The organism is Flagellimonas sp., assembly GCF_965222555.1.
Classification (GTDB): domain Bacteria; phylum Bacteroidota; class Bacteroidia; order Flavobacteriales; family Flavobacteriaceae; genus Flagellimonas.
The window spans coordinates 503,289-529,266 of record NZ_CBDCUG010000004.1 but is presented as its reverse complement, the minus strand read 5'-3'; the positions used below and the strand labels follow the sequence as shown (position 1 = coordinate 529,266).

General features: G+C 38.6%; 29 protein-coding genes. 19 read left to right on the top strand and 10 right to left on the bottom strand.

What is annotated here, in order from left to right; genetic code table 11:
• Positions 1 to 31: 31 nt before the first annotated feature.
• Positions 32 to 1,477: a S41 family peptidase gene (locus tag ACOQO1_RS06870; RefSeq protein ID WP_420602125.1), complete on the bottom strand. Its 1,446-nt coding sequence runs from the start codon at positions 1,475 to 1,477 to the stop codon at positions 32 to 34.
• 211 nt (positions 1,478 to 1,688) lie between these two features.
• Here ACOQO1_RS06870 and ACOQO1_RS06865 point away from each other — a divergent pair, with 211 nt between their 5' ends.
• The 8 genes from ACOQO1_RS06865 to ACOQO1_RS06830 all read left to right on the top strand — a co-directional run bounded on the left by ACOQO1_RS06865 (position 1,689) and on the right by ACOQO1_RS06830 (position 7,683).
• Positions 1,689 to 2,198 (top strand): RNA polymerase sigma factor, encoded by a 510-nt coding sequence (locus ACOQO1_RS06865; protein WP_420602124.1) that lies wholly within the window; start codon positions 1,689 to 1,691, stop codon positions 2,196 to 2,198.
• Entirely contained in the window at positions 2,185 to 2,604 is a 420-nt protein-coding gene (locus ACOQO1_RS06860; RefSeq protein WP_420602123.1) for a hypothetical protein, read from the top strand. Before ACOQO1_RS06865 ends, ACOQO1_RS06860 begins: the two co-directional genes overlap by 14 nt.
• Before the next feature lie 10 nt (positions 2,605 to 2,614).
• Positions 2,615 to 3,154: a DUF4252 domain-containing protein gene (locus ACOQO1_RS06855; RefSeq protein WP_420602122.1), complete on the top strand. Its 540-nt coding sequence runs from the start codon at positions 2,615 to 2,617 to the stop codon at positions 3,152 to 3,154.
• 81 nt (positions 3,155 to 3,235) lie between these two features.
• Positions 3,236 to 3,778, top strand: a complete 543-nt coding sequence (locus ACOQO1_RS06850; protein ID WP_420602121.1) for a DUF4252 domain-containing protein — start codon at positions 3,236 to 3,238, stop codon at positions 3,776 to 3,778.
• Between the two features lie 25 nt (positions 3,779 to 3,803).
• A complete protein-coding gene (locus ACOQO1_RS06845; RefSeq protein ID WP_420602120.1) occupies positions 3,804 to 4,343 on the top strand; it encodes a DUF4252 domain-containing protein in 540 nt (179 codons plus the stop codon).
• Between the two features lie 140 nt (positions 4,344 to 4,483).
• Positions 4,484 to 5,299, top strand: a complete 816-nt coding sequence (locus ACOQO1_RS06840) for a mechanosensitive ion channel family protein (RefSeq protein WP_420602119.1) — start codon at positions 4,484 to 4,486, stop codon at positions 5,297 to 5,299.
• A 437-nt stretch (positions 5,300 to 5,736) separates the two neighbouring features.
• On the top strand, positions 5,737 to 6,633 hold the full coding sequence (locus tag ACOQO1_RS06835; RefSeq protein ID WP_420602118.1) for a hypothetical protein: 897 nt from the start codon (positions 5,737 to 5,739) through the stop codon (positions 6,631 to 6,633).
• Between the two features lie 279 nt (positions 6,634 to 6,912).
• Positions 6,913 to 7,683, top strand: a complete 771-nt coding sequence (locus ACOQO1_RS06830) for a carboxypeptidase-like regulatory domain-containing protein (protein ID WP_420602117.1) — start codon at positions 6,913 to 6,915, stop codon at positions 7,681 to 7,683.
• A gap of 158 nt (positions 7,684 to 7,841) precedes the next feature.
• Here ACOQO1_RS06830 and ACOQO1_RS06825 read toward each other — a convergent pair whose 3' ends face one another.
• Positions 7,842 to 8,537, bottom strand: coding sequence for a LytR/AlgR family response regulator transcription factor (locus ACOQO1_RS06825; protein WP_420602116.1), 696 nt, complete (start codon positions 8,535 to 8,537; stop codon positions 7,842 to 7,844).
• Positions 8,534 to 9,433 carry a sensor histidine kinase gene (locus ACOQO1_RS06820; RefSeq protein WP_420602115.1) on the bottom strand — a complete coding sequence of 300 codons (900 nt, stop codon included), beginning with the start codon at positions 9,431 to 9,433 and terminating at the stop codon, positions 8,534 to 8,536. The genes ACOQO1_RS06825 and ACOQO1_RS06820 overlap by 4 nt, the downstream gene beginning before the upstream one ends.
• A 145-nt stretch (positions 9,434 to 9,578) precedes the next feature.
• Here ACOQO1_RS06820 and ACOQO1_RS06815 point away from each other — a divergent pair, with 145 nt between their 5' ends.
• The 6 genes from ACOQO1_RS06815 (at position 9,579) to ACOQO1_RS06790 (ending at position 15,329) form a co-directional block, all read left to right on the top strand.
• Complete coding sequence (locus tag ACOQO1_RS06815) at positions 9,579 to 10,751, top strand: metallophosphoesterase (RefSeq protein ID WP_420602114.1); 1,173 nt, start codon at positions 9,579 to 9,581, stop codon at positions 10,749 to 10,751.
• 194 nt (positions 10,752 to 10,945) lie between these two features.
• On the top strand, positions 10,946 to 11,524 hold the full coding sequence (locus tag ACOQO1_RS06810) for a Crp/Fnr family transcriptional regulator (protein ID WP_420602113.1): 579 nt from the start codon (positions 10,946 to 10,948) through the stop codon (positions 11,522 to 11,524).
• A gap of 69 nt (positions 11,525 to 11,593) precedes the next feature.
• Positions 11,594 to 12,862 (top strand): NAD(P)/FAD-dependent oxidoreductase, encoded by a 1,269-nt coding sequence (locus tag ACOQO1_RS06805; protein ID WP_420602112.1) that lies wholly within the window; start codon positions 11,594 to 11,596, stop codon positions 12,860 to 12,862.
• Between the two features lie 6 nt (positions 12,863 to 12,868).
• On the top strand, positions 12,869 to 13,624 hold the full coding sequence (locus tag ACOQO1_RS06800) for a DJ-1/PfpI family protein (RefSeq protein ID WP_420602111.1): 756 nt from the start codon (positions 12,869 to 12,871) through the stop codon (positions 13,622 to 13,624).
• A 168-nt stretch (positions 13,625 to 13,792) separates the two neighbouring features.
• Positions 13,793 to 14,362, top strand: coding sequence for a sigma-70 family RNA polymerase sigma factor (locus ACOQO1_RS06795; RefSeq protein WP_420602110.1), 570 nt, complete (start codon positions 13,793 to 13,795; stop codon positions 14,360 to 14,362).
• 49 nt (positions 14,363 to 14,411) lie between these two features.
• Positions 14,412 to 15,329 (top strand): sterol desaturase family protein, encoded by a 918-nt coding sequence (locus ACOQO1_RS06790; protein WP_420602109.1) that lies wholly within the window; start codon positions 14,412 to 14,414, stop codon positions 15,327 to 15,329.
• A 135-nt stretch (positions 15,330 to 15,464) separates the two neighbouring features.
• On the opposite strand, the gene purB is transcribed toward ACOQO1_RS06790, so the two are convergent.
• A complete protein-coding gene (purB, locus tag ACOQO1_RS06785; RefSeq protein ID WP_420602108.1) occupies positions 15,465 to 16,808 on the bottom strand; it encodes an adenylosuccinate lyase in 1,344 nt (447 codons plus the stop codon).
• A 46-nt stretch (positions 16,809 to 16,854) separates the two neighbouring features.
• Entirely contained in the window at positions 16,855 to 17,427 is a 573-nt protein-coding gene (locus tag ACOQO1_RS06780) for a hypothetical protein (RefSeq protein ID WP_420602107.1), read from the bottom strand.
• A gap of 29 nt (positions 17,428 to 17,456) precedes the next feature.
• Between ACOQO1_RS06780 and ACOQO1_RS06775 the strand changes: the two genes are divergently transcribed.
• Positions 17,457 to 17,933, top strand: a complete 477-nt coding sequence (locus ACOQO1_RS06775; RefSeq protein ID WP_420602106.1) for a heme-binding domain-containing protein — start codon at positions 17,457 to 17,459, stop codon at positions 17,931 to 17,933.
• On the opposite strand, the gene ACOQO1_RS06770 is transcribed toward ACOQO1_RS06775, so the two are convergent.
• On the bottom strand, positions 17,896 to 18,594 hold the full coding sequence (locus ACOQO1_RS06770; protein WP_420602105.1) for an SIR2 family NAD-dependent protein deacylase: 699 nt from the start codon (positions 18,592 to 18,594) through the stop codon (positions 17,896 to 17,898). The two genes, ACOQO1_RS06775 and ACOQO1_RS06770, sit on opposite strands and share 38 nt — an antisense overlap.
• Before the next feature lie 82 nt (positions 18,595 to 18,676).
• Between ACOQO1_RS06770 and ACOQO1_RS06765 the strand changes: the two genes are divergently transcribed.
• From ACOQO1_RS06765 to ACOQO1_RS06755, 3 genes are read left to right on the top strand one after another with little or no spacing between them, the layout of a single operon-like run.
• Positions 18,677 to 19,330, top strand: coding sequence for a TrmH family RNA methyltransferase (locus tag ACOQO1_RS06765; protein ID WP_420602104.1), 654 nt, complete (start codon positions 18,677 to 18,679; stop codon positions 19,328 to 19,330).
• A gap of 40 nt (positions 19,331 to 19,370) precedes the next feature.
• Entirely contained in the window at positions 19,371 to 19,898 is a 528-nt protein-coding gene (locus ACOQO1_RS06760) for an SRPBCC family protein (protein ID WP_420602103.1), read from the top strand.
• A gap of 2 nt (positions 19,899 to 19,900) precedes the next feature.
• Complete coding sequence (locus ACOQO1_RS06755; protein WP_420602102.1) at positions 19,901 to 20,278, top strand: VOC family protein; 378 nt, start codon at positions 19,901 to 19,903, stop codon at positions 20,276 to 20,278.
• On the opposite strand, the gene ACOQO1_RS06750 is transcribed toward ACOQO1_RS06755, so the two are convergent.
• The 4 genes from ACOQO1_RS06750 to ACOQO1_RS06735 form a co-directional block, all read right to left on the bottom strand.
• A complete protein-coding gene (locus ACOQO1_RS06750; protein WP_420602101.1) occupies positions 20,279 to 21,964 on the bottom strand; it encodes an alpha-amylase family glycosyl hydrolase in 1,686 nt (561 codons plus the stop codon).
• Between the two features lie 98 nt (positions 21,965 to 22,062).
• A complete protein-coding gene (locus tag ACOQO1_RS06745; protein WP_420602100.1) occupies positions 22,063 to 22,839 on the bottom strand; it encodes a carboxypeptidase-like regulatory domain-containing protein in 777 nt (258 codons plus the stop codon).
• A 75-nt stretch (positions 22,840 to 22,914) separates the two neighbouring features.
• Positions 22,915 to 24,696, bottom strand: a complete 1,782-nt coding sequence (locus tag ACOQO1_RS06740) for a DEAD/DEAH box helicase (protein WP_420602099.1) — start codon at positions 24,694 to 24,696, stop codon at positions 22,915 to 22,917.
• A gap of 142 nt (positions 24,697 to 24,838) precedes the next feature.
• Entirely contained in the window at positions 24,839 to 25,420 is a 582-nt protein-coding gene (locus ACOQO1_RS06735) for a non-canonical purine NTP diphosphatase (RefSeq protein WP_420602098.1), read from the bottom strand.
• Positions 25,421 to 25,485: 65 nt separating this feature from the next.
• On the opposite strand from ACOQO1_RS06735, the gene ACOQO1_RS06730 reads away from it, so the two are divergent.
• Positions 25,486 to 25,932, top strand: a complete 447-nt coding sequence (locus tag ACOQO1_RS06730) for a methyltransferase family protein (RefSeq protein ID WP_420602097.1) — start codon at positions 25,486 to 25,488, stop codon at positions 25,930 to 25,932.
• The last annotated feature ends 46 nt before the right edge of the window (positions 25,933 to 25,978 follow it).

Here is a 25,978-nt window from a genome sequence, read left to right as displayed (position 1 = left end):
AAGAAAGCGGCCACTAGGCCGCTTTTTTATTTTATCTGAAACTTAATGTAATGGGTTTGTCCAAAAACATATTGTCCTTACCAGGTTTTTGCATTTCAGAACCCATAATAACTTTTCCTGTCATTTGCGGAGTACCTAACGCTCTCTTGCTTGTGACACCGGTTATTTCTTCAATAGCTCTTGCCAAAAGTGGCTCGTTGACATCTCCCAAAACCCCAAGATTACCATAATCTTCTGGTAAAACAATATCTGGAGCAAGTCCATCGGTATAATCAAAAAAACCATCTGCGTTTTCATTACGCCCAACTAAAGGTTGTATGGCCCAACTATTTTCTGGATTTATGGAACCTTCTCTTGATTTATTGTAAACATAGTCGTTGCCTGGGTCGTCTACCATAGTGATGGAAAACTCGTTTTTCCCACGTGTGGTTTCTCCTATATGAATTACATCCACATATGGAGCCAGTCCGTTCATGACCAGCTCACTAGCTGATGCAGAACTATTGGTAGCAATGACATAAACTTTGGATAAGTTCAGTGTATTTATGGGAGAACCATCATTTGTGGTGGCTGCAAAACGGTCTTCTAACTGTGCCGCACTTAGTTGGGACTGTATTTTATTATTCCAACGTTGCCTTATATACAGATCATTGGTGTTTGTGCCATAGATCATACTGGCCAATAGCCGTGAAGAATTCACAGACCCACCTGGATTGTAACGCATATCCAAAACAAGTTCGGTCACATTATCAGCTACAAACTGTCCAAATGCATCGTTGAGTTCCTCATCAAAACCACGGGTAAAACCATTGTACATGATATACCCTATTTTTTGTCCGTTGATATCAAGTGTAGTGGAAACCAACACCGGATTTTCAGTTAATCCTTCTTCCTTGGTCAAAGATACCTGGTCGTTATTATCCGTTATTTCATTACCGCTAATGGTTGCCATTCCCAATGTATAGGAGTCGTTGTCTCCAAATAAGAGGTCGCCAAAATTACTTCCGGTCAATTGTTGGCCATCGACCCTGGTAAAAATATCGCCACGGTCAATGTCCTTCCCCGCCGCATCAGAACCTGGAATAATATAGCGTACATAACCAAAAATATCATCACCACTGCCAAATCTTACCAAACCGAATTCCATTCCATTACTTTTTGAAATTCCATTAAGTCCATTTACGAGGGTGGTGTAATCCTCACCAGAGAAACTAAATCTATCCTCAGAGAATTGTATACTTTCATAAAAATCGGAAGGATTGGGAGTTGCGCTTAAAAAATCGTTATACTCCTTATCTGTTGAGAATTTGTTATCGGCTAAATTTGGGACTTCACCTTGCCAAAAATACCAAAGGTTCATAGCGCGCCACATAAAGTTTTGGACAACTACATTGGTGGGTAAGGGGGCATCATCGTCGTTGTTACATGATGTTAAGAGGACTCCTAGTCCTACAAGAAGGAGCAAATATTTTTTCATAGCTTTATTTTAGTAAGAATCATCAATTATCATTCCACATAAAGTGGAAAACATAGTAAATATGTGGTATAACTTTATGAAATCTTACAATTTGGGATTACAAAATAGATACATATCAGGAGAATACAAATTTTTTGTAACAAAATTCGATATGTGTCGTCGTGATATTGTAAGCAGGAAAATTTAAGCTTATAACAACTAAGACAACCAAATGAAACAGGCCGAATTTTTAAATGTGGTAATGCCCTTCAAGGACAAGCTGTACCGACTGGCCAAAAGATTGTTGGTATCCAGGGAAGAGGCGGAAGATGCCACACAGGAAATTTTGCTGAAACTGTGGTCAAAAAACGAGAGTATGGGCGAATATAAAAATGTTGAGGCCTTTGCAATGACAATGACCAAGAATTTCTGCTTGGACCGACTAAAGTCCAAACAAGCCAGTAACCTAAAATTGGTACACAGCAATTATAGTGACGAGAGAACCTCTTTACAGGGGCAATTGGAGGCAGAGGACAGTGTGCGATGGATGGAGCGAATCATGGAGGAACTTCCCGAGCAGCAAAAAATGGTTTTACAGTTAAGGGATGTAGAACAATACGAGTTTGAAGAAATATGTGAGCTTTTGGATATGAAACCCACGGCAGTAAGAGTGGCGCTGTCTAGAGCAAGGAAAACAGTACGACAAGAATTAGTAAAAAAACATAACTATGGAATTGGATAACATAGAAAAATTATTGGAAAAGTATTTTGAGGCAACCACAACGGTGGCTGAAGAAAAAACATTGCAAGCTTATTTTTCCCAAGAAAGTGTGCCAACACATCTGGAGCAATATAGGCCCATGTTCAACTACTTTTCCAACGCCAAGGAAGAACGGTATACCAAGCAGGTTCCATTAAAACCTAGAAAAAATTATTACAAATGGATTTCCGTTGCGGCCGTAGCAGTTTTGACCTTTGGCATCTATTTTGGTAATCAGTACCAACAAAAAAGAGACGCAGAGTTTGCGTACCAAGAAACAAAAAAGGCTTTTGAGCTCTTAGCGGAGAATTTTGGAAAAGGCACGGAAAAAGTGGCTTATTTACAAGAGTTTGAAGTCGCAAAACAGAAAATTTATAACAATAAGTAAATCGTAAAAAATGAAAAGGAATATTGTAATCTTTTTAATAGCTGTACTACCACTTTCAGGTTTTTCACAATCCCTGTTCGACAAATTTGAGGATTTGGATGACGTAACGTCTGTAGTGGTGAACAAAAGCATGTTCAACCTGTTGGCAAAGATAGATGTTGAGGTAGATGATAAAGAAGCCCAGGATTTTATGGACATTGCCAGTAGCCTTAAAAGTTTGAAGGTGTTTACCACCGATAACAAGGAAATTGGCGATGATATGAAGTCGTCCGTGAACAAATACCTAAAATCCTCTACCATGGAAGAGCTGATGCGCGTAAAGGATAAGGATGCCAACGTAAAGTTCTACATTAAACAAGGTAAGGATGATGATCATGTGAGCGAATTGTTGATGTTCGTTACCGGATTGAAGGAAGTGGAGGCCGATGGTAGAAAGTTTGAGACTGTATTACTTTCACTTACAGGGGATATCAATTTGAACAAAATCAATTCGTTGACCAACAAAATGAATCTGCCAAAAGAGCTGAACAAGGCAGGGAAGAAACAATAAACAACAAACAGTTTTTAGTTGGCAGAGCTCAGTTTTCTGCCAACTTTAAACTGATTTCAAAATCAATCAAAAAACATCAAAATGAAAAAAGTTATTATAATACTGTTGGCCGGAATGCTTCCGTTTATGGGAATATCGCAATCCGTGCTGGATAAGTTCGAGAATTCTGATAGAATAGGAACTGTCACCATCAACAATGGCATGCTCAAGATTGCAGCCGCAATGATGGCGGATGACAAAGATGAGGATGCCAAGGATTTTGTGGAGTTGGCAAAAAGCATCAACAACATCAAAATCTTTCTTTCTGAGGATGAAGGTGCAGCGGCTGATATGGCAACAACCATGAAACAATATGTAAGATCATCCAAATTGGAAGAGTTAATGAAGGTGAAGGACGGGGATACCAATCTCGGTTTTTACATTAAACATGGGAAAAATGAAGATAGGGTAGAAGAATTGCTCATGTTTGTGACTGGAATAGACGACAAAAAACATAACGGGGACCATCACAATTTTGAAACTGTTCTCTTGACCATGACCGGGGATATTGACTTGACCAAAGTGGGTTCATTGACCAAAAAGATGAAACTTCACAAGGGATTGGAAAAATTGGATAAAGAATAGAATAATAGCAATCAAAAAAATGCAGATGAAAAATATAGTTAAAAGCTTGATGATAGCAGGAGCAGTACTTTTGACTTCCTGCTCATCGCAACAAAGTCTACAGGAATATTATGTGGACAATTCGGAGAATCCCAACTTCATTGTTGTTGATGTCCCGGCGAGCATCTTAAAAATGGACGGAGTGGATTTGACCGATACGCAGCGGGATGCTGTAGAGTCCTTGAGAAAATTCAACCTTTTGGCCTTCAAGAAAAACAGTGACAATGCTGCCGAATACAAAGTGGAGAAAGCCAAAGTAAAGGAAATCCTTAAGGATGATGAATTTGTGGAACTCATGAAAATCAATTCCTCATACGGAAAAGGAGTAATCAAATATTTGGGTGACGAGGACGCCATTGATGAGGTGATCATTTATGGTGACAGCAAGGATAAAGGCTTTGCCTTGGTCAGGGTTTTGGGAAAAGATATGAATCCCGCACATATAGTACAGCTTATGCAAGCCATTCAAAAATCGGATTATAAGGGAGAAGGACTTGGCGAAATTGGCGAGTTTTTGAAGGGATAACCGACATTAAAATCAAAAAACGGAATCTGGGTAACTTTTAGTTACCCTTTTTTTGTTTTGGCAGATTCATCGGTTTTGTGTGACCTTCTTTTTATCTTAGTGTCAAACAACAAGAACACTAACAAATCAAACATACAACTATGGAAAAAGCACAAGAATGGATGAACTACGGATTGGACCTTGCCAAAGAGTTTGGCCCAAAACTGCTCACTGCAATACTCATATACATTATTGGTTCATGGATCATTAAAAAAATTAGTGGAGCCACAAAAAATGTAATGTCCAAAAGCAAGTATGACGAATCCTTGCAAAAGTTCTTGCTCAACCTAATCTCATGGTCTCTAAAAGTATTCCTGATTATCATTGTAATCTCAAGATTGGGAGTAGATGTCACCACCTTTGCTGCGGTGATTGCAGCTGCCGGTTTGGCCATAGGGTTGGCGCTGCAAGGTTCACTTTCCAATTTTGCAGGCGGTGTATTGCTTATGATATTTAAACCCTATCGCATTGGAGATTTAATAGAAGCACAGGGCGTTTTGGGAGTTGTGAAGGAAATCGAGATTTTCACTACCAAATTGACCACCCCAGAAAATAAACTGGCCATTGTTCCCAATGGCGCTATGGCCAACGGAAATATTGTGAACTACTCGGCCGAAGGCAAAATTCGAGTGGACACCGTTATTGGTGTAGGTTATGGGGAGGACATTAAACAGACCAAGGAAGTGTTGCTGAATGTGTTGACCTCCAATCCACAGGTGTTAAGAGACCCGGTTCCTTCTGTAAATGTAATGGAATTGGCAGATAGTTCTGTGAACTTTGCAGTACGTCCATTTTGCAGACCCGAAGATTATTGGGATGTCTATTTTGCCACCTATGAAAACTGTAAAATAGCATTGGATAACGCTGGAATTGAAATTCCGTACCCACATTCCGTGGAAATCCATAAAGAAGGATAGGATAATATAAAGACTCCTTCCCTTGCCAAGGGAAGGTGGGTTGATGCTTTGCATCAAGACGGAAGGGACCGTATACCCTTTCGGACCACTTAGGTGGACACCTTTCCCTTTAAGGGAAAGGAACAACAATTTGCTATTTTTAATGTCACATCGAGCGGCCACCTCCCTAAGTCTTGTACGGAGGGCAGGCAGTCGAGATGCAAAACATTCTTGATTGCGCTCGAATTGTATCTATAAATACCAGGGTTCCTCAATCCACAACCTGTATCCACCAATTTGCATTGGATTTTTAACCCAGAAACCTGTAACTTCACTTACCTGTGCTGAACTTGCATGCACTGAATTTATTTCAGTGTTTCAGTATAGGTCGATATAGTCCTTTAAAACGGACAATATCTTAAACGTTGTGTGTAATTTAAACCATCCTTGAAAACCAAATGATTTTATCAAAAAACGACTTTCTAAAAGCAAGAGATTTTATATTGATAAATGCAAGAATGATTGAAAGACGTTTATTTGAATTTTATTTTGCGAACGGAGATATTAATGGTGTTTTCCATGCCGTTTATGCTTATCGAAATCCTGATGGTGGATTTGGACACGGAATGGAACCAGATACAGCATCACCAGAAAGTCAACCTCTATTTAGCATTATGGCACTTGAAACGCTCGATGAGGCTGGTTGTCTGACCAAAGAAATCATTCTAAATGACTTTATGCCATATTTTGAAAGCATAACCACAGAGCAAGGTGGAATTCCGTGGATGTTTAGACCAAAAAGCACTTATCCTTGTGAAGAACATTTTAAGACTGTAAAAGAATGGGCTGCTTTGAGCACTACAGCGCCACTACTTGGAATTTTGGAAAAATATAAGGTTGATATTCCTTGGATGAAAAAGGCGGAACAGTTTGTTTGGAGTGAATTTGAGAGGATAAAGGACAAACATATTTTTTGCTATTTATGTGTCCCAAGGTGGTTGACATTCTTAAAGCATACGACAAGTCAAGACAAAGCTATAAAAACAATCAATGACTTAAAAAACTGGATATCGAATAACGGAGTAATTTGCGAAGATAGATCCGATGAAGGTTGGGGGCTTTATGGTAAACCGCATAGTTTAAACTACGCAACATCTTCCAAAAGCATTCTATTCTCATTATTTACCAAAGAGACTATTGAATCTGACATAGAAGAATTAATCAATAGGCAGAAAGAAGATGGACGATGGGATACTTGGTATGGTATCAGTGAGGGAACAAAATTGGAGTGGGCTGGTATACAAACGCTATGGGTGTTGAAGGTGCTGAAAAACTATAATAAAATTGAAAAATAAAAACTACACAACTACGTATAGCTTTAATTATGGCGGATTCGACTATCCCTCGACTATGCTCGGGACAGGCTAGAATCCACTCGGAATTGCGAGCGACAGTGCTAAATCGAAAATTAACGCATATTAACCCGTAACTGACGGTTATACGAGACCGATAAGTGCAATCCCAAAAGCATACGCCATTTATAACCATAATTTTAGAAAAATAACACTGCTCTAGTGTAACAATTTACTGTTGAACGAATCTTTGATGGAAACAAGTAAAGAATCTATTTCAACATGAAAAAAAACCATGCCTTAACCCTTTTACTCATTTTTATAACATTGGGCAATATAGTGGCGCAAGAAACAGTGACGCTATATGGAAAAGTAACCGATTTCAATAACCAAGCTGTCGACAGCGCTTCGGTCTGGTTAAAGAATAAAATAAATGGTATTGCAGTAGAAAATAAGACAAGCTTGTTTGACAATGCCTATGAAACACTGACAGATAGTAATGGAAACTTCTCCATTGAAGTTGAAAAGGGCACTTACTATTGCTTGTATGCCATAAAAGAATCTGATTATGGCAAAACAAAACTGGAGTATTGGGCTTGGAACCTGCCAATTTATCACAATCTGGAAATAAACCCACAATACGATCGCATGGAAATTTATGGCATTAACGCCTCGGAACCGCAAACAGGCCCTTTTGAGACCTACCAGGTTTACTTTCGCCCAATGAGCTTGACCAAAGCTTTAAACTTACCGAAGGAGACTAAGAATAATATTATAGACATTGCTCCCAAGACCATTACCAAAAAGGAATTGAGCGTTCAACTGAATGGCATTGATGCCGAGGTAGTGTCCATTAACAAGGTGGACGAATACGCTAGGGGCACCACTATGTACGGTTATCTTATTCAAATACTAAAGCCAAGGTACAACAAAGACCAAATCAACGCCAATGAAATGGTTGAGGGTCATGACAAAATCAGTATTACACTGCACTCCAAAGAAACAAATGAAATGGGCAAAGGCGAATATTTTGTAAAGCGTATTGGAAATTAGCACTTATGTGGAACCCTCAATTATTTTGAAGGAATTTTGTGAAGGTTTTTCATCCAAAATTCACTTAATTATGCCAAACATGATCAGGTGATGGACGATAGAGTCCAATAAAATGGGTTTTTCATTGGGCGTTAAGCACTATTGAGCCAAAAATCAGCTTACTTTAATAATTGAGCAACATTGGTTTTATAAAATTTACCAATCGGGATAATATAATTCGCTATAAATATCCTGTTGCCTTCAATACTGTTAATATGTTTAGGAGCAACGGCAAATGACTTATGAACCTGTAAAAATTCTTCTTTAGGTAATAATTCCAGCACAGTTGATATTTTTTCTCTAACGGTAATTGTTTCCATTGCTGTTACCACCTTGGTATAATTCCCAGACGCTTCTATAAATAAAACAGTGTTAATTTCTACTTGAGTATACTTTTTATTACTGCGTAGAAAAATACGTTTTGAAATCGTATCGTTTCCAGATGAAACTGAAGGTTGCATGGTAGGAGAACCAAACGCCTTATTGATTGCCTTTAAAAAGCGTTCAAAACCAAAGGGCTTCAATAAATAGTCGGAAATGTTGAGTTCATACCCTTCAAGGGCAAATTCTTTATAGGCAGTTGTTACTATTACTTTTGGTGGGTTTTTTAATGTTTTCAGGAATTCGAAACCTTTTAATTTTGGCATGTTCAGGTCCAAAAAAATCAAATCAACTTCATTTTTGTTCAAATATTCAAATGCTTCCAATCCATCATAACAACTTTTCATCAATTGCATATCAGGCAGCAAATCACAATAACCCTTGATAATATCGTGGGCCATATGTTCGTCGTCAACTATTAAATATCTAATCATAAATTGCTTAAAGTTAATTGTACCTTAAAAATATAAGGACCGTCATAATCTGTATATACATTTTCAATTGTAAAAAATGAAAGTTCATGCTCTTTAGGATAGGCCAACTCTAATCTTCGTTTTAAATTTTTTAAGCCAATTCCAGGTCCTTTGCTATTTTCGGCGCTATCAAAATTGTTTTCCACGGTAAATTGTATTTCGTTGTTAAGAGCGACAATTTTGACATGTACATAAGCACCATCTCCTAAACGTTCCACTCCGTGTTTAAAAGCATTTTCCAAAAGGATAATGAACAATAGGGGCACCACTTTGTAATCTTTTTCTATTTGACAATCAAAACGGATATCAATTTTTTTGTGATATCTCATTTTATGGAGCTCAATGTAGTTTTTTAAATAGTCAACCTCCTCCTTGAGGGTAACCAAACTATTCGCTCCTTCATAAATGCTGTAACGCATCATATCGGATAATTTAAGTATCAACTCTTGAGCTTTTTTGGCATCCCTCCCCACCAAACCATATAAGTTATTGAGCATATTAAAAAAGAAGTGCGGATTTACTTGACTTTTTAAAAGCATTAATTCTGCCTTTGACGTTTCATTATTTAATCTGCTTAGGGCAATTAGTTGTTTTGTGAACCAAAAAACACCCAAACCAAATAGCCCCACATAATAGGTAATGACAACAACTCCAATAATTGGATCATAGTCTCCCATAAATATTACGGACTCCTTTTCTGTGGTAATCAGTTCAACAACAGTAATAATTATCGGTATAAGTGCAATTGCAATTAGTGCGATGAGCAACCACCTATTTTTATATTCTTTTGATGCCATATCGCAAATATTAATGGAATATCCATTTTCTACAAAAAAGTTGACAAACAACCACTCCATGGTGTTGAAATTGGGTAGTTACGGGATGAAGCAAGTTGAAAGACGTTTGAAGAGCTTGTGTCCCTACCAAATAGATGTTTGTCACATTGATTTTAGCAAAAAATAATCCTGAGCTAGGTTCGTCTTGAATTTAAAGTAAATAAAAATGAAAAAAAGAATATTACGATACGTAAAACACCTAGTCGCAACCATTTTATTAGTAGGAACATTGGGGATTTTATTTGGCCTATACCATGGGGCAAGTTTACATTACGGCGATGATCCTTTAATGTATGAAATTGATAATGAGGGGCCTTACGTTTTTTATAAAAACGACAGTATTTTAAATGTAAATTATGTTAAGGGAAATATGGGCGAGGGATATTTTGTTGAGGAAAAAGAATATTCCACTGATGCGGAAATCCGAGCAAAAAGTTATTTTCAAATTGATTCCACCAGCTTCGACTTTACGATAGACACAGCTGTTAAAAACCCCAAAACAACCTATAGTGATGGCAATCCTGTTATCGCAATTTCAGATATTGAAGGTGGCTATAAAACTTTTAGGGATTTTCTAATAAACAATAAGGTTATTGACAAGAATCTAAATTGGACTTTTGGAAAAGGCCATTTAGTTTTGGTGGGTGATTTTGTAGATAGAGGCTGGTCCGTAACGCAAGTGCTATGGTTTATCTATAAACTAGAGCAAGATGCTGCAAAACAGGGAGGAGTCGTACATTTTATTATCGGAAATCACGAACTGAAAAATATGCAAGGAGACTATGGAGCTTCTGCCGAAAAGTATCTTCTGGCGGCCAACATTTTGGGAAGGGTAAGAAGCGAATTGTACAATCAAAATTCCTTTTTAGGTAAATGGATGTCAAGCAAAAATGCCATAGAACTCATTAATGGAAACCTGTTTGCACATGGAGGAATTCATCCTGAAGTTGCCAATTCAAACTTAAGTTTGGAAGAAGTCAATCAAATTATACGACGCAACTACTACAGACCATATTATCCAAAAACGGAAGAATCGGTTGATAATTTATTAATCTCAACTGCAAAAGGAATTTGCTGGTATCGAGGTTATTTCAAAGATGATTTAACCCAGCAGCAGGTAGAAAGCGGAATCAATACATTTAATGCAAAGACAATTGTGGTCGGTCACACTCTTCAATCAAAGGTAAATAGACAATACAAGGGAAAAGTAATAGGAATCGATGTAAAGCACCCCAAAGATTATCATAAAAACTGGCCCAATGCGAAATCTGAGGGTCTGCTTATTCAAGGAAATAAGTACTATAGAGTTTTTCATAATGGAGAAAAGGAGGAAATATAACAGTTACTGTCGAATATAGACCAGATACTTTTTTGTATTGAATCGATAAGTGCGATTCCAAAAAGGCATGAATATTTTGGCGTAGGTTTTTACATCAAAACTTCCGAACTTCACATGCTGGTGTTGCCATTCAGGTACCATAGGACCGCGGACTACTCATAATGGAAATATTTCTTTTTGTTTATATGTAGCATATGCATAAAAGCGCTTTAATAGATCACATAGAAACAAGTTTTGTGCTTTCCGAAGGTGAGGCGGCCGAAATCCTGAGCTATTTTGATTTTCATAAACTCAAGAAAAAGGAAACTTTGCTTTCTGCTGGCAAATTGTGCGACAAGCTTTTTTTTGTTGAAAAAGGCTGTTTGCAATTGTATTTTATTGATGACTTGGGAAACCAGAAGACCACCCAGTTTGCTATGGAAAACTGGTGGTTGACCGATTTTTTGGCGTTTCAAAACCAAACCCCCTCCAATTTTTATATTGAAACCGTTGAAAAATCCAAAGTTTTGTCCATTTCCTTTTCCAAACATCAGGAACTGCTGGAGAAATATCCCAAAATGGAAAAATATTTCAGGTCCATTTATGAAAAAGCCTACGGAGCAGCTTTAATGCGCATAAAATTCATCAACAGTCTTTCCAAGGAAGAAATGTACTTTATGTTCCGGGATAACTTTCCAGAATTCGTGCAACGTGTTCCGCAATATCTTTTGGCGAGCTTCCTCGGTTTGACCCCTGAATATTTGAGCGAAATCAAAAAAAAGCAACTTTCTTAAACCAGCTTAATTTTTTCGATAATCACGCTTCGTACCTTTGTTTTTCATTGGATAAAGCATTATTGGAATATGAAAAAAATGGTAGTTGTAGGAGGTGGTTTTGCAGGTTTGGAACTGATCAAGAGATTAGGAAATTCTACCGATTACCAAATTGTTTTAGTTGACAGCAATAACTATAATTTCTTTCCACCTTTAATTTATCAGGTATCCACTGGTTTTATGGAGCCATCGGCAATAAGTTATCCGTTTCGGAAAATATTGCGAGAATTCAAAAATGTTCGTTTTCGATTGGCTTCTCTTGAAAGGGTTGTTCCAGAAGAAAACAAAATCATATTGAGCAATGGTGAACTGGATTATGATATTTTGGTGATGGCCACGGGGACAGAGACCAACTTTTTTGGGAATGAAAGCATTGCTGAAAAAAGTTTGCCCATGAAAACCATAAGTGATGCGCTATCCCTTCGAAATATTATCCTCACCCGATTGGATCGTGCTACAAGAATTCAGGATACGGAAGAAAGAAAAAGACACCTAACCTTTGTCATTGCAGGTGCAGGGCCAACCGGAGTTGAGCTTTCGGGCATATTGGCGGAAATGAAAAGCTCGATTATTATAAAAGATTATCCCGAACTAAAGGCAGATGACCTGGGGGAAATAAGTTTGATTGATGGACAAGCATCGGTTTTGGCTGCTATGTCAAAAAATGCACAAGATTATACAGGTAAAAAGCTGTCTGAACTGGGCGTCAACTTGATTATGGATACCCTGGTCAAAGATTTTGACGGGGAGACGGTGTTTTTGTCAAACGGAAAGGAGATTCATTCCAAAAACCTTATTTGGGCGGCCGGGGTATCGGCCAAAACGTTTCCGGGGTTTTCGGAAGACTGTTTTGGAGCGGGAAGAAGATTAAGAACCGATCAGTTTAATAAGGTTTATTCGTACAACAACATTTACGCATTGGGAGACTGCGCTTTGCTCTTTGGGGATGAAAATTATCCAAACGGACATCCACAACTGGCGCAACCCGCCTTACAGCAAGCAAAGAATTTAGCAATTAACCTGAATGGAAAAAACAAATACTGGAGGCCTTTTCAATACCAAGACAAAGGCTCCTTGGCCATTATAGGAAGAAACAAGGCGGTGTTGGATTTTCCAGGACAGAAACAATTCTTTAAAGGTTTTGGAGCTTGGCTGGTATGGATTTTTGTACACATCATGGGGCTCGTCAACTTTAAGAACAAAATTAGAACCTTGTATAACTGGCTTGGTTACTACATCTACAAGGACCAATATTTTAGAATGATCATTAAACCTACAGATAGAATCAATAAACAATAGCATAGCATGAAAACATATAGCATAATGGCGATAGCAATATTTACAATCCTAATTATTGGCTGCAATACGGAGAAATCGAAAAACAACGTCGAGAATATGGATATCGGCAAAGTTGAGGTACCATCGGATACCCTGACAAAACACTTAAAACCGTTCAATCCGGAATTACCGACGATAGGATTATTGATGTTCCATGGGGTTTTACAGGGAGAGGTGATCGCCACTTCAGATGTTTTTGCGAAACCCAATCAAAAAATGGAACAACTTTTCAATGTAGTTACCATAGCAGAAACCCTAAATCCAATAACTACAGAGGAGGGGATGCATTTTGTTCCCGATTATACGTTTGAGAATTGTCCAAAGTTAACGGCCCTATTTGTTCCCAGTGGCTATGATATGTTCGCCCATGTGCGCAATAAAAAAATGGTGGATTTTATCAGAAAGAAAAACGAGGAAACCCAATATACGGTCAGTAATTGTGCCGGAGCGCAGCTTATTGGTGCCTCTGGAATAGCGGATGGGCGTAAAATTGTCACCTATGTTGGGGGTGGAAAACAGTTACAGAAAGATTACCCCAATTTAAAAGTCCAGGATGATAGTTTGGTCACCTTTGTGGAGGATGGGAAATTTAGTTCATCCAATGGAAACTTGACGAGCTATATTTCTGCTTTAAATCTATTGGAAAAAATGACGAGCACGGCACACAAGGAATTTGTGGAAAGCTATTTGTTCTTGGACCGCATTCAAAATTGGAAAAGATAGGTATTGCAACAAATAATCTGGTGCCCTTTCCTTCAATTTACATTAGATTTTTAAGCGGATTTTCCCGAACTTCACTTACCTGTGCTGAACTTGTTTCAGTATCGGTCGATATAACTCATTAAAACTAGATTATATCTTAAACGTAGTGTGTAAGCTGAACAAAGGCAAATGAAATACGAAAATGTTTGGAATATATATAAAGATTGGTTGCGTAATTTCATCACTTCAAAAGTTGATGATGTTGAAGATGTAAATGATATTTTGCAGGAGGTAAGTGTGAAGCTATACGTATCATTGTTGGAGGAGAAAGAGATAAGAAATCCAAAAAATTGGTTATTTCAAGTATCTCGTAATACAATCTCTGACTTTTACAGAAAAAAATATCTTCAGAAGAATACTTACGAAACATCAAGCGAGTTATCAGAACAGACTTGTATTTGCGACTTATCGGATTTTGTGATTAAAAACTACTTGCCGAAAAAATACGCGGACACACTTTTCTTAAGTGAAATAGAACAATTGCCGCAAAAGGAAGTAGCCAAAAATTTAGGGATTTCACTAGCGGCAACTAAATCTAGAATTCTGCGCGGAAGAAAAATGTTTAAAGAACTAATCGAAGATTGTCTTAATGTTTCTTATAATAAAAAAGGACAGGTAATTGATTTTGAGTTAAAAAACTCTTGCAGCTTACCAAATGACATCAAAGAAGAAATGCAAAGACTGAATTTGGTGCTCTAATTTGCATCTTTTTCAGTACTTCTAACGACTACAGTAAAAAAGTAGTCAAATGAACTCAAAAAAAATATTGTCATTAATAGCTGTTCCAGCATTATTAACTATTAGTATGGTGTTTGGATATGTTGCAATTTTAGAAGATTGGAATTTGCTCTTATGCTCATTTATTATCTTATTTTTTTCTTTTGCCTCTATTTATTTTTTAGAGAGGATTATTCCTTTAAATGAAAGTTGGAGGATCCATAAGGGAACAATTCTAACCGAAGTTCTTCATTTTAGCATATCTATTGGATTTTTTGATGCTATTGGTAAAACAGTGGCTCTATGGTTTGTTCTATTGATTCAAAATAACTTTTTTGAAGTAAGCCCTACTTGGAACCTGTTACCATTTTGGTTAATCTTTATAATTGCAAATATTGTTGGAGAATTCTTGCCATACTTATATCATCGTATTAGCCATAAAGGAAATACAAATTCTTTTTTCAGTCTTTTTCTTTGGCAAGTACATTCAATTCACCACATTTCAGAACAGCTAAATTGGTTTAAAACAAATTGGATGCACCCGTTAAATATGTTACTGAACACTTTTTTAAAAATTGCGCCACTCTTATTACTTGGTTTTAGCGAGTCCATCATATTTCTTGTAGGCATTTTTCATATAATGGTCGCTTATTTATCTCATTCCAATATATTGGTGAAAACCGGCTTTTTAGATTACATCATCGTTACACCGAAAATCCACCATTTTCATCACAGTAAAAAAATGGATGAGGCAAAGAATTATGGAAATATAATTCCTTTTTGGGATTTGGTTTTTGGTACATTCTACAACAGGAATGGTTATGTAGAAAAGGTTGGTGTCAATAAGGCCTTTTACAAATATCCAGAAGAGACAAATTATATTAAACAAGTAGTATTCCCTTTTAAAGGGTATAAATATTGTTGCAACAAAACCATTTCAAAAAATTAAAACAACATTGGTTTTGTGAAATTTAAAAGCAAATTTAAACCGAAAAAACGGTGTATAAAAATCCGCTACTTTTCGTTCACAAACCAATAAGTGCAACCTCAAATTTCACAATTCCTCGTATGTAAAAACTGCGTATTAAATCCCAGTATAATTTGCTGGGGTTATTTGTTTGAGCTCCCCTTTAATGGCATCAGAAACATCTAATGTGTCTATAAAACCAGCAATGGATTTTTGGGTGATTTTTTCATTGGTTCGAGTTAAGCCCTTTAGGGCTTCGTATGGATTTGGATAACCTTCACGTCGTAATATGGTCTGGATGGCCTCGGCCACAACAGCCCAATTGTCCTCCAAGTCTTGCTCAAATTTTTCCGCATTCAACACCAATTTGTTCAATCCTTTAAGGGTCGACAAAAAGGCTACTTGAGTATGTGCAAAGGGCACTCCTGCATTTCTGAGCACGGTACTGTCCGTTAGGTCGCGCTGTAGTCTAGAAACTGGTAGTTTTGCCGATAAATGCTCAAAAATGGCATTGGCTAAACCCAAATTCCCTTCGGAGTTCTCAAAATCAATAGGATTCACCTTATGGGGCATAGCTGAGGAACCAACTTCCCCTTTTTTGATTTTCTGTTTAAAATAATCCATAGAGATATAAGTCCAGATGTCCCGGTTCAAATCAATATAGATGGTATTGATGCGTTTTAAACAATCGAACAAAGCGGCCATATGGTCATAATGCTCAATCTGTGTGGTGGGGAAGGAGTGATAAAGCCCTAATTTTTCTTGAACAAATTGTTGTCCAAAAGCTTTCCAGTCAATAGCTGGATAAGCTACTTTATGCGCATTGTAATTCCCGGTTGCCCCTCCAAATTTGGCTGCACTTGGAATATCATTCAATAAATTGAACTGTTCCTTCAAACGCTCTACAAAAACATCGATTTCTTTTCCCAATCGGGTAGGGGAGGCCGGTTGCCCATGGGTTCGTGCCAACATGGGAATATCTGCCCATTCAGTTGCCAGGGCCTTTAATTTTTCAAAAACCTCAAAATAAAGGGGTACATAAACATCGTTCATGGCCTCTTTTATGGACAAGGGAATGGCGGTATTGTTGATATCTTGGGAAGTCAACCCAAAATGGATGAACTCCTTGTATTTTTCCAGTCCTAACTCATCAAATTGTTGCTTGATGAAATATTCGACGGCCTTTACATCATGGTTGGTGGTCTTTTCAATCTCCTTGATGGCAGTTGCATCCTCGGCAGAAAAATCTTGGTAGATTTTCTGCAGATTGGAAAATTGGGTCGTATCAAAATCGGCCAGTTGCGGAAGCGGAATTTCGCAGAGGGCAATAAAATATTCAATTTCTACCTGTACACGATATTTTATAAGTGCCTCCTCTGAAAAATAATTCCCTAAAGCTTCAGTTTTGTTTCGATATCTACCATCAATGGGAGAGATGGCGTTAAGTTGGTTTAAAGACATTGACCGATTTTTTTGAAAGCGCAAAGATACTTATTAGTTAAGGAGTTTAAAAGCCAAGTTTGCGCAACTTTGCCAAGGTTTTTGCAGCTCTGGATTTGTACCCGGCACTATCTCTGTGATTCTGCTGCTCCAAAACCATTTTTAATTCTGGATGCACCCAATCGTATTTTAATCCCAAATAATACAAACTGCTCATGGCAAAGACCTTAGCCGCTACTTTATGTTCGCCAATGAGCCAATCAAAACATACGGTCAGTATCCGCTCCAATTGTTCCGGGGATATGTTTTGCGTAAATACCGGGTCTTTTGCTTTAAAATACGCTTCCATGGAAAATTCGCATACATGGGCCATTGAACGAATGATGGATTCGGACTTTAATCCTTCCAAACCTTTGGTGAATTTTTCAAAATGGGGCAAGAGGTAAACCAATTTTTTGCGCATTAAATGGTCAAATGTCCAGCTCGCGTTGAAGGAATCCGTTTTGTCCTGAGCAAACACTTCATCAAGTAAATGTCCGATCAATTCTGGTTGTGTGGCCAATTGATCCACAAGTTGGGTTATTTCCGCTTTGGAAAGACGACCTGAATTTAACGTTGCATGCAATTGCTGTTCTGTCACAAAAACTTATTTTTACTAAAATTCGAGTGATGAAAATAGCAAAAAAAGTGGCCATATTCCTTTTGATAATTTTAATTGGAATGCAATTTTATAGACCAGAAAAAAATGAAGCTGATTTAGAAACTTATGTAGCAGCTTTTGAGGCCGAAACAAAACCTTCAGAGGATGTGAAAATGCTGCTAAAAACAGCTTGCTATGATTGTCACAGCGCTAATACTCGTTATCCTTGGTATAATAACATTGCTCCAGTTTCCTATTGGTTGGACGGACATATTGAAGAAGGCCGAGAACATTTGGACTTCTCTGGATGGGAAAATTATTCAGACAAAAAGAAAGACCACAAGTTGGAAGAACTGATTGAAGAGGTTGAGGAAGGAGAAATGCCATTGAATTCGTATACATGGACGCATAAAGACGCTAAGCTCACCGAAGATCAGAAAAAATTACTGATGGACTGGGCCAAAGAGGCTAGATCAAACTATCAGTTAGCTGTGCAACAAGATTAGGAACACCTTCGGTTGCAGTTTTGGCGATAACTTCTAAATTCCTATAGTCTGAAGCGTTGATATTTGGTCTTGGATCTACAAAATAGATAGGTGTTTCTTGTGGTGAATAATTGATCAGACTGGCAGCGGGATACACTTGCATTGATGTGCCAATAATGATTAAAACATCAGCTTGTTGTGTGATGTACGCTGCGGTTTCCAACATAGGGACCATTTCGCCAAACCAAACAATATGAGGTCTCAATTGATGTCCATTGTCATCCAAATCCCCTAAAACCAGGTCTTTTTTCCAGTCCAATACATGATTTTCGTTGACTGTACTTCGTACCTTGAACAACTCTCCATGCAAGTGCACAACGTGAGAGCTACCAGCTTGCTCGTGTAGATTGTCCACATTTTGGGTGATGATGCTTACATCAAAATGCGATTCTAATTCAACCAATGCGCTATGTCCGGCATTTGGCGAAACTTCGAGTAATTGTCTGCGTCGTTGGTTGTAAAATTCCAGCACCAGTTCAGGGTTCCTTGCAAATCCTTGAGGGGATGCAACTTCCATTACATCATGACCTTCCCAAAGTCCATTGGCATCCCTAAAGGTTTTTAAGCCGCTTTCAGCACTCATTCCCGCACCTGTAAGTACAACTACTTTTTGTTTGCTCATGTATAATTTTTTGACACCCCTAAAGTCCCCTCAAGGGGACATTTCAAAAATAAGAAATTCAATTTTCGTTATTTTGGTATTTATGTTTGACCATGATTTGTTTAAATACCTCGAAGGATTTCTAACGGAAGAGCGGAAGCAACGTTTTTTAGAGGTACTCCAGAACAGGACCAAATATTTAACGGTAGCCATTGAAGATGTGTTTCAACTGCACAATACGAGTGCGGTAATACGCAGCTGTGATGCTTTTGGTATTCAAGAGGTTCATGTGGTTGAAGACCGATTTGGCCAGCGTTTGGACAAGAACATTGCCATGGGAGCTGAGCAATGGGTGGATGTAAACCGTTATCAGACCACAACCGAATGTTTAGACAGGTTAAAGCAAACAGGTTATCAAATTGTTGCTACCACGCCTCATAATGATTCAAAATACCTTTTCGACTTTCAAATTGATTCCAAGACCGCCTTGTTCTTTGGAACAGAAAAAGAAGGACTCAGTAATGAGGTGATGCAAAAGGCGGATGGCTACTTAAAAATTCCGATGGTAGGTTTTTCTGAAAGCCTGAATATCTCTGTTTCGGTTGCCATCATTATCCAACAACTAACCCAGAAACTGAGAGCATCAGATATTGATTGGCAACTTTCCGAAGAAGAAATCCTCGAAAAACGATTGGATTGGACCAAAAAAACTATCAAAGATGTGGAAGGGATTATCGAGAGATACCTTTCAAAGTGAAGTTTTTTGTATTTTAGGATACAACCAATTTTAAAAACAAATGACTACACTACTCTACATTTTAGCAGGAATTGTTTTACTGATTTTGATATTGGCGATGATTGCGCCAAAAAGCTACAACGTTTCTAGATCCATAGAAATTGCAAAACCAAAAAATGAGGTTTTTGAAAACTTAAGGTTCTTAAAAAACCAAGATGCTTGGTCGCCATGGAACAAAAAAGACCCTAACATGGAAAAGAAATTCACAGGAACCGATGGCGAGGTGGGCGCCACGAGTTATTGGAATGGAAACAAGGATGTGGGCGAAGGAGAGCAGGAACTTACCAAAATTGTGGATGGGGAACGTATTGAATCGGAACTTCGATTCTTGAAACCATGGAAGTCCACGTCAGATGCTTATTTGCTGACAGAGGATGCGGGTGCGGGCAGCACTAAGGTTACTTGGGGTTTCTCTGGCAAAAACAAATTTCCCACCAGTATTTTTATGTTGTTCATGAATATGGACAAGGCCGTTGGTAGTGATTTTGAGGAAGGATTGGCCAGTTTAAAAACACTATTGGAAAAATAGCTATGGAACAAAATATGGTAAGCTGGTTTGAGGTTCCAGTTACGAATATGGATAGGGCCAAAGCTTTTTACGACAAAGTTTTTCAGATTGAAATCCAGGTACAGGATTTTGGAGGTACGTTGATGGGATGGTTTCCATGGGCAGAAGGAAAACCGGGAGCCAATGGATCCCTTATTCAACATGAAAGTTATAAGCCCAGCAATACAGATGGAGTGCTTATCTATTTTGCAAGCTCGGACGTGCAAAAGGAATTGGATAGGGTAGAGGCGGCTGGAGGAAAAGTCCTAAGACCTAAAACGCAAATCAGCCCAGAAGTGGGTTACATGGGAGTTTTTTTGGATTCTGAAGGTAATCGAATCGCCCTACATTCCAGAGCGTAACTATTCCACTAACTCCAAAAGGGCAATATCAAATTCGTTATCCAAAATGACCTTTCCTTTGTTGACCATAACCTCTGTTTCGGAATAGGTGTCGTACAGTTTGGTGCCGTCACCAAAAAATCCCTTTACCCAAAGGGATTTTTTGCCTTTAGGCAAATCCAATCCAACAACTACTTTGTCTTTGTAATCACCATCCATATACGTCCTGGAGAACACATATGGGGATTTGGCCAATCTTTTATGTCGCCCAGCTCCTATGGCTGGATGGTCCCTACGGAATTGCCCTAACTTTTGCCAGTGTTTGTGAATTTTTTGGGTACGCGGAAGACTATCCAGTTCCTCCCAGTTCATAAGGGAACGCAAAGTGGCATCGCCCTCAGTACCATCAATGATCAGACTTCTTGCAGTTTCATCTCCATAATACACTTGTGAGGCTCCTGGTGTTAATAAAAGCACATTGGCCGTATAAAAAGGCTTTTTTCGCTCTTTGTCAAAAGGGCTTCCGTCATCATGAGAGGTTAAATAGTTGACAACACTCTTTCCATTTAACTTGGTATTTAATAGGCGATTGTACTTTTTGAAAATGCTCTGGTAGTTCTTGTTCGCATCGGTCTTCAAATCAAAATTGATAAGACTTTTGAACCCATAATTAAAGAAATCGACCTCAATATCGCCAAAATCAAATTTACGCCCTCCTGAAATGCCATAATTATAGACTTCACCTACCATATAAAAAGGATTGTTATCCAAAACCTGATCGGGATTCTTTTTCTTCCAGGTTTCAAATGCGTAGGTGGCTTCTTTGTAAAGTTCGGCCCATGCATTTTCGTTTACATGTTTTACAGTATCCACTCTAAAACCGTCTACACCAAAATCGTTGATGTAATCCGTAAGCCACTTAATAACATAATATCGCGGTGCCCTTGGGTATCCTGTACGTTCAAAAAACAACTGAAGTTCATCCAGTTCTTGGCTTAATCGGCCTTCTTCTTTCCATTTGGCGAGCAAGGCATCAGGCAACTCCACAGGCTCATCTGATTCAGTCAAAATATCGGGAAGATTTTCAACCAAAGTACATGCAGTGGTATTTTCATAAGTGGTAAACTCGCACTTGGGAGCCGTTCTGACCCATTCTTCGGGCCATACAGGATCTTTTTGGGTTACAGGGCCGGTATGGTTAAGGACTACATCCAACAAAACACGAATACCTTTGGCGTGGGCTGTTTTTACCAGTTTTTCTAAATCTTTCTTTGTGCCAAAATTGGGATCTACAGCTGTCCAATCCTTGACCCAATAGCCATGGTATCCATAAGTGTTTCCAGTTCCTTCATCCGTAGATCCATGAATCTGTTCTACAACGGGAGTAAACCAAATGGCATTGATTCCCAGATCGGTAAAGTACCCTTCTTCAATTTTTTGGGTTACCCCTTGGATATCTCCTCCTTCAAAACCTCTTAAAACAGCGGTTTCTTCGGTTCGTTCAAAATTGATATCATTGTCGGGATTTCCATTGTTAAAGCGATCTGTTAACAGGAAATAGATATTGGCGCCTTCCCAAACAAATGGAACCTCTTTTTTCTGAGGTGTTTTTTCAACTACTTTGGTATCTTTTTCAGCCGGCTTTTCAGCTCTTTTGCAGCCAGAAAGACACACCAAGGCAATCATTACGATAAGTAGCTTTTTCATTTCTTGGGATTTTAGCTAAAACTATAAAATGAAAGCGGAAATTGAAAATTTATTTCCCCGAAGTATTTTAACCCCAAAATTGAACCGAAAAATTCTTTCTAGCGTCTATTGAGCACTTTGTATTCTTCATAACAACTAGAAATGGCATCCAGTATTTGAAGGTCATTTGCCGTGTTGATAAAGGATTTGGAATAGTTGCAGTTGTTCAAGATATCTTCAATATCCACTTTTTCCAATTGAAGTAGTTCGGTAAGCGTTTCCCGATCAAATTTTGAAGCGAGTAAATTTCTAATGTCATCATCCTCTTTCATTTGCCTCAGTTTACGCATCTGCCGTGGCTTTTTCCCAAATAAGTTCCGCAAAAGATCAGCGGGGTTCAAAATGGCTCCCAAAACCTTGGTTACCGCGCTTGGGTTTTTACTGCCAGCTTCATAGCTTTTTGAAAGACCGGAGATGCTATATTGATATGCATTATTGATAGGGAGATTCTTTACATCAATTTCCAAATACCCTGTAAGCTGATAAGGTCTTACAATAACCTCTTCCAGTGCATATGCAAGTTCCGTCAACGCAATTTCAGTATCCTCAAATTTGAACATGTCATTGGTGACACGAACTTTTTGGGATTTAAAACCCAAGAAGGAAAGGTATAAAGTGTCATTAACTGCTGCCCTAATGGTGAACTTCCCCTCCTGATCGGTTATGGTCCCAACAACCTTGTTTAGATTAATGACATGCACACTCACCATGGGAAAGCTGGTTTGCGCGTTGATCACGGTAGCTTTCAGCTCTCCTTCAACCAGACTACCATCCTCATTTTGAGCAAAACAAAAAAATGAAACGAAGGAAAAAAATGTAAGTAGAACTCTTTTCATGCAATCTTTGTAATCATAAAAGTACTAAACAAAGAAAAATAAATACGAGTCCACCATCATTTAATATAGAATTAACTAATAAAAACCTGGACGTTTTTTTCCACCTCTTCGGCCAGAACCTCCTTTTTTGCCTCCTCGGAACGACCTATTGTCTCCTCCTTTACGGTAGCCGCCATCGCCACCTTTTCTGTGACCGCGTTTTCTATCACGTTTTCTGCCGCCCTTAGCTGCACCGCCCGGGTTTTTGGATACTTCAACGTTGATAAAGCGTCCATCCACCTTAAAATCGGTGAAAGTTTGAAGAATTAGTTCTGTTAATTGTGCGTCGGTATTGAAAAAGGAAAAACTATCCTTGGTGTCCACGTTGAAAACATCTTCTTTTTCAAGGTTTAGGGTATCTCGAAGGAAATCCTTCAAAGACATCCAGTCATAGCCATCACGCTCACCAACATTTATAAAATAGCGCACAGAACCGCTTGAAGGAACATCACCTTTGGAACGTTCCCCTCTTTCACCGCGCTCTCTGCTGTTATCAGAAGAATTTAAATCTCTTGTCTTGCTGTAATAATTATAGAAACGCGTAAACTCTACCGAAACGATTTTTTTTACCAATTCTTCCCGGTCAATACCATCCAAAACATCGTTTATAGCAGGTAAATAATTGTCTATTTCAGTGTTTATTTCTGTTTCCTTGATTTTATTGGCCAGATGGTATAGTTGAATTTCGCATATTTCAATTCCAGTAGGAATCTTTTTAGAAATAAAATCTTGTTTGATTTTCTTTTCAATGGCCTTTATCTTCCGAATTTCAGACCGCGTCACAATGACCATAGAGATTCCAGACTTTCCAGCACGACCGGTTCTACCACTACGGTGAGTGTAGGTTTCGATTTCATCTGGTAACTGATAGTTGATTACGTGCGTTATGTCATCCACATCAATTCCACGGGCAGCCACATCCGTGGCCACAAGCATCTGGACTTGTTTCTTTCTAAAGGCATTCATGACTAAATCCCGCTGGTTTTGACTCAAATCCCCGTGTAAAGCACCTGCGTTGTAACCATCTTCGATTAGTTTTTCGGCAACTTTTTGAGTATCACGTTTGGTTCTACAGAAAATAACGGAGAAAATACCAGGGTTGGCGTCTGCGAGGCGCTTAAGCGCAGGATAACGATCACGGCCACCTACTTGATAATATTCATGCTGTACTGTTGAAGCTCCTGCATTTTTGGTGCCCACAGTAATTTCCTGGGGCTTGTGCATGAACTTTTTGGCAATGGTGGAAACTTCTTTGGGCATGGTAGCGGAAAACAACCATGTAAATTTTTCTTTGGGCGTGTTGGACAGGATGTCCTTGATATCTTCATAAAAGCCCATGTTCAGCATTTCATCAGCTTCATCAAGTACGCAATAATCAATTTTGGAAATGTCGACCATTCCACGTCCGATCATATCCTTCATTCTACCAGGAGTGGCGACCACAATCTGGGCACCACGTTTTATCTGCCTAGCTTGCTCTGTGATACTTGCACCACCATAAATGGCAACAGTATTCAAACCCTTAACGTATTTTGAATACAATTTTAGCTCGTTGGTAATCTGCAAACAAAGCTCGCGGGTAGGGGATAAGATAAGTCCTTGTGTAGTTCTGCTCTCCGCATGAATTTTTTGAATCATGGGAAAACCGAACGCAGCTGTCTTACCGGTTCCGGTTTGTGCCAGAGCAACCAGATCGGTTTCTTGTTGTAATAAAATTGGGATTGATTTTTCCTGTACTTCGGAAGGAGTTTCAAATCCGAGATCAGCAATAGCATCCAATAGGGGTTTGTCCAACCCCAAGGTTTCAAATTTTGTCATTGTGGTATATACCTTAAATCGCAAATATGTTGTGTTGCATAGAGCGATTTTTTGTAATACGCACTTAAGCTCCTCGCAACACCATGCCCATACCGGCGGCGTTAATAAAGGCGCAAAGGTACACTTATTTACAGACTTGCAACTATGGTGTCCGGGTTTTGAGGAATTCAATCAATTTTCGCACAGCTTTTCCACGATGGCTTATGGTATTTTTGGTTTCAGCAGAAAGCTCTCCAAAAGTCTGGGAAAACCCTTCGGGTTTAAAAATGGGGTCATAGCCAAAACCTCCAGCCCCTATTTGTTTTTCAATAATGGTACCGTTAACGATGCCTTCAAAAACATAGCTGTTGCCTTCAAGATTTAAATGAACGATGGTCTTAAAATGGGCAACCCTATTGCTATGCCCGTTTAATTCCGATAAAACCTTGTCCATGTTGTCTTGGGCATTCTTTTGTTCCCCTGCATATCGAGCTGAATAAACTCCTGGGGCGCCATTTAAGGCTTCAATTAGTAAGCCAGTGTCATCAGAAAAACAATTATAACCATAGTTTTTTGTAACGTAATCGGCCTTTATTTTGGCATTTTCCTCCAAGGTTTTCCCTGTCTCCGGAATTTCATCAAAGCAATCAATATCATTCAGCGATAGCAGTTCAATTGTAGAAGGCAAAAGCTGTCTGACTTCTTCTAATTTGTTGGGATTATGTGTGGCAAAAACAATTTTCAAGCTGTAACGTGATTAAATGAAGGTCTAAAAGTAGTAATTTCGGTGTACAACCAATTGAAAACAAGATGAAGATACTCCCACCATTTGTAATGCTGATTTTTGCTGGTCTTATGTATGTTCTGGCCAAGTTTCTGCCGGTGGGCGATTTTGATTTTTTTGGAAGAATTGAGCTGGCCATCTTTTTATTTTCCCTGGCCCTTTTGGTTACTCTTCTGGCCCTGTTCCAATTTGCAAGGGCAAAAACCACTTCCAACCCTTTTAATTTATCAAAAACCAGTGCGTTGGTTACAAATGGTATCTACAAATTTACCCGGAATCCCATGTATTTGGGTCTGTTGTTACTATTGCTTGCTTTTGGGTTAAAAATGGGAAATGCATTTAATACACTTTTGGCCGCTGGTTTTGTGTATTATATGAACCATTTTCAAATCAAAAAAGAAGAGGAGGCTCTGTTGGGGCTGTTTGGCAAGGAATATAGTGCTTATTGCAAGGCTACTAGAAGATGGTTTTAGCAAGTTAGAGGCCTGTTTTTCTTCATATTGAAACATTTTAAGGGCG